The organism is Mesorhizobium sp. M7A.T.Ca.US.000.02.2.1, from assembly GCF_003996995.1.
In the GTDB taxonomy this organism is placed as follows: domain Bacteria; phylum Pseudomonadota; class Alphaproteobacteria; order Rhizobiales; family Rhizobiaceae; genus Mesorhizobium.
The window spans coordinates 1-3,965 of sequence record NZ_RZTT01000493.1; the positions used below are offsets into that span (position 1 = coordinate 1).

3 protein-coding genes and 1 pseudogene are annotated in these 3,965 nt (G+C 62.8%); 1 reads left to right on the forward strand and 3 read right to left on the reverse strand.

Annotated features, from left to right (window positions below; genetic code table 11):
* The 3 genes and pseudogenes from EOD15_RS30110 to tpiA all read right to left on the reverse strand — a co-directional run.
* Positions 1–261: pseudogene (locus EOD15_RS30110) on the reverse strand (L,D-transpeptidase); the annotation flags it as partial.
* A 211-nt stretch (positions 262–472) separates the two neighbouring features.
* On the reverse strand, positions 473–943 hold the full coding sequence (gene secG / locus EOD15_RS30115; protein ID WP_127268768.1) for a preprotein translocase subunit SecG: 471 nt from the start codon (positions 941–943) through the stop codon (positions 473–475).
* 171 nt (positions 944–1,114) lie between these two features.
* On the reverse strand, positions 1,115–1,882 hold the full coding sequence (gene tpiA / locus EOD15_RS30120; protein ID WP_127268769.1) for a triose-phosphate isomerase: 768 nt from the start codon (positions 1,880–1,882) through the stop codon (positions 1,115–1,117).
* 145 nt (positions 1,883–2,027) lie between these two features.
* On the opposite strand from tpiA, the gene EOD15_RS30125 reads away from it, so the two are divergent.
* Positions 2,028–3,920, forward strand: a complete 1,893-nt coding sequence (locus EOD15_RS30125) for a SurA N-terminal domain-containing protein (RefSeq protein ID WP_127409110.1) — start codon at positions 2,028–2,030, stop codon at positions 3,918–3,920.
* The last annotated feature ends 45 nt before the right edge of the window (positions 3,921–3,965 follow it).

Genomic DNA, 3,965 nt, shown 5'->3' on the forward strand with positions numbered 1-3,965 from the left:
CGCCTTGGCTTTGGCGGCTTCCTTGTCGGCAACGATCTTGGCCTCGATCTTCTTGATCTGGGCGAGGTCGTCGGGCGTCGGGTTTTTCTTCTTCTTGAGAAGCTTCAATTGCGACGCATCGCTCTTGACGGCGACGTTGATGGCAGAAGTTGTTTCAGCCGAAGGCTGAGCGGCCATATTTGCCGGCACGCCGGCGAAGGCTGGGGAACTCATGCCGAGTGCGGCGCAAAGTCCCAGGAAAATGAAGCTGCGAAGCTGCATGGCGAAGATCCGATCGTTCTATGCTTGTTGCCCACGGCGTCGCCCAGCGCCCCCCAAGGGCGCCGGAAATGCCGCGCGCAATCTATAGTCGAATAAGCGCGGCTGCCTCAAGCGCGAGGTCCCGCCTCACCCCGTCGAATCTTCGTGATCTTGCTGCATTTGCCGCGACTGTGTTCAAACGACCACAGATCGCGGTTTCAAGCGTGGAAGACTATTGGTTCGGGACCTGCGGGGTCGCCGGTGCGGCGGGAGCCGTGCCGTTGGTCGCTGGCGGCGTCGAACCGGCGGCAGGCGCCGTGGCCGGGGCAGTCGCTGGAGCCGCAGCGTCGTTGCCGGAAGGCGGCGTCGGCGTGGTGCTGCCGGCGGGCGCCGGGGTGGTCGTGCCGGGCAACTGGTTGAGCACGCCTTTGCCCGCACCGTCCGACGTCGCCGGCACGCGGTCGAGGATGTCGATCGGCTTCTCGCCGTAGCGGGCGACGATCGACAGTGTCAGTGACGTGGCGAAGAAGGCGGCCGCCAGGATCGCCGTCGCACGCGTCAGGGCATTGGCAGCACCACGCGCGGTCATGAAGCCGGATCCGCCACCGATGCCGAGGCCGCCGCCTTCGGAACGCTGCAGCAGCACCACGCCGACAAGGGCGAGCACGACCATGAGATGGATGACGATCAGTACGGTTTCCATAGTTTATCCTGGCAAGGCCTTGCCCGGCCGCGGACACGACCGGTGAATTGGAGGCGGCTCAATACAATGCTTTGACGGCATTTCCAAGCCCGTGGCCGGAATATGGGAAGCAACCCGTCCTTTGCAACGATTTCGTGCACCGGAAGCCCTTGTCCGGCGGAGCGAATGTCTTCAGGCAATATTGCGATAAGCCTCGGCGATGCCGAGAAAATCCGCCGCTTTCAGGCTGGCGCCGCCGACCAGCGCGCCGTCGACATTCCTGACGCCGAGCAGTTCGACCGCGTTGGAGGGCTTGACCGAGCCGCCGTAGAGAATGCGCATCTTCGCCGCGACGCCGCCGAGCTTTTCCGACAGCTTTTCGCGGATATGTGCATGTGCTGCGGCCACATCGCCGGCCGTCGGCGTCAGGCCGGTGCCGATCGCCCATACCGGCTCATAGGCAATGATGGTGTTGGATGGGGTGGCGCTTGACGGGACCGAACCATCGACCTGCCGCGACAGCACGTCCAGCGTGGCGCCCGCTTCACGCTGTTCATGCGTTTCGCCGACGCAAATGATGGCAACAAGCCCGGCACGCCATGCGGCGGATGCCTTGGCCTGGACAGTGGCGTCATCCTCGCCGCGTTGCTCGCGGCATTCGGAATGGCCGACGATGACATGGCTCGCACCGGCATCCCTGAGCATTTCCGCCGATATGCAGCCGGTGTAGGCGCCGCTCTCCTTGGTATGGCAATCCTCACCGCCGGCATGCACCGGCGTGCGTGACAGGATCTCCGCGGCGTGAGCAAGCAGGGTTGCGGGAACGCAAACCAGCGCTTCGGTCTCCGCGTCAAGTCCGCTCATGAAACCGTTGCCGATCATCCGGAGCTCGTTGAGGGAGGCGCTGGTGCCGTTCATTTTCCAGTTGCCGGCGACGAGCGGGCGAATTCCTGGCGTCATGGGTTTGCTTCTCCGGATGATATCGGGGCTCTGGCCCTCACTACCAAAATCAGGCCACAAAGCAATCGACAGTGGGCCGGAAGGGCGCTATTGCGCTTGTTTCAGACTCGGCGCATGCGAAAATGCGCATAAATCGGAAGTAAAAATGCTTGGTATATTGAGAAACGCGGCAGGCACCTGGGTCGCGAAGGGACTGTTGGTGCTGCTGGTGCTCAGCTTTTTGGTCTGGGGCGTTTCCGGACAGCTGATGAGCGGTCTTGCCGGCCACGATTCGGTGATAACCGCCGGCGGCACCAAAGTATCGATCAACGAATACCGTCTCGCCTACGATCGCCAGCTCGCCGTCATGTCGCAACAGTTCGGCCAACGTCTCAGCCACGAACAGGCAAAGGCGCTCGGCGTCGACAACCAGGTGTTGGCTCAGCTCGTCTCAGGTGCCGTTTTCGACGAACAGGCCCGCAAGCTGGGCCTCGGACTTTCCAAGGATCGGCTGGCCGAGTTGACACGCGAGGACCCAGCCTTCAAGGGCCCGGGCGGCCAGTTCGACCGCAGAACGTTCGAATATATGCTGCAGCAGATCGGCATGCGGCCCGAGGACTATTTGAAGAACCGTGCCCAGGTGGCCGTGCGCCAGCAAATTGTCGAGGCGGTCTCGGATGGCCTCAAGGCTCCGGACACTTTCTTCAAGGCGGTTGCGCTCTATCGCGGCGAAGACCGCACCATCGACTATTTGACGCTGCCCAAGGCACTGGTCGAGCCGATCGCGGCGCCGTCCGATAGCGTGCTCTCGGCCTATTTCGAAGCCAACAAGAAGACATATGCGGCACCCGAATACCGCAAGTTTTCCTATGTCCGCCTCGAACCCGTCGACATCATGGATACGACCGCCGTCACCGACAGCCAGGTCAGCGACGACTACAACAAGAACAAGGCGCGTTACACCACGCCGGAACTGCGCACCGTCGAGCAGCTCGTGTTCAAGACGCCGGATGCGGCCAAGGCCGCACTCGATTCGCTCAAGGCCGGCGCCACTTTCGACAAGCTTGTCACGGCGGAAGGCAAGACGCCGGCCGATACGTTGCTCGGCACGCTTGCCAAGGACAAGATCGCCGACAAGGCGGTCGCCGACGCGGCCTTTTCGCTCAACGCCAATGAAGTCAGTCAGGTCGTGCAAGGCGCCTTCGGTCCGGTGCTGCTGCGCGTCACCGAGATCAAGCCCGAGGTGGTGAAGCCACTGGCCGAGGTGTCCGATCAGATCCGCAAGGATCTGGCGCTGGGCGAGGCAAGTCGCATCCTTCTGGACGTGCGCGACAATTACGATGACACCCGCGCCGCCGGCAGTTCGCTGGCGGAGGCCGCGGCCAAGCTGAAGCTGAAGGTCGTCGCCATCGACGCCATCGATCGTAGTGGACTGCGGCCAGATGCAACCATCGTCAAGGACCTGCCGCAATCGCCGGAGCTGATCAAAGCCGTCTTCGACGCCGAACCCAACACGGAAAACGATGCCTTGACCACAGCCGACAACGGCTTCGTCTTCTATGAGGTGGCGTCCATCACGCCGGCTCGCGACCGCACGCTGGATGAGGTTCGTCAGAAAGTCGTCGCCGACTGGACGGCGGCGGAAATAAGCAAGCGGCTGGCCGCCAAGGCTGACGAACTGGAAAAGCGGCTCAAGGCCGGCGCAACGCTCGATGTCATCGCCAGCGAACTGAAGCTCGAAAAGCAGACCAAGCGCGGTGTCAAGCGTGAGGCTGACGATGTCGACTTCGGTAAGGAGGGTGCGGCAGCGATGTTCGGTGTCGGCGAAGGCGGCACCGGCTTGGTCCCCTCACCCACCGGAGACGGGCAGATCCTGTACAAGGTCGCCGAAGTGTTCGAGCCCGCCGGAGCCGATGCCAGTTCGGTGCCGGACGACGCGCAGAAATCCTTCACCTCCGGCATGTCGGATGACCTGCTCGACCAATTGGTGGCGCAGTTGCAGACGCAGTACGACGTTCGCATCGACCAGGCCGCCGTCGCCCAAGCCTCGACAAGATGAGCGCGCTGAAAACCCATATCGCCAAGATCGCGACCGGTAGCGCGC

Excerpts from the sequence above, each read along its gene's own strand:
- secG (WP_127268768.1), bottom strand. The coding sequence starts at position 943 with ATGGAAACCGTACTGATCGTCATCCATCTCATGGTCGTGCTCGCCCTT.
- tpiA (WP_127268769.1), bottom strand. The coding sequence starts at position 1,882 with ATGACGCCAGGAATTCGCCCGCTCGTCGCCGGCAACTGGAAAATGAAC.
- EOD15_RS30125 (WP_127409110.1), top strand. The coding sequence starts at position 2,028 with ATGCTTGGTATATTGAGAAACGCGGCAGGCACCTGGGTCGCGAAGGGA.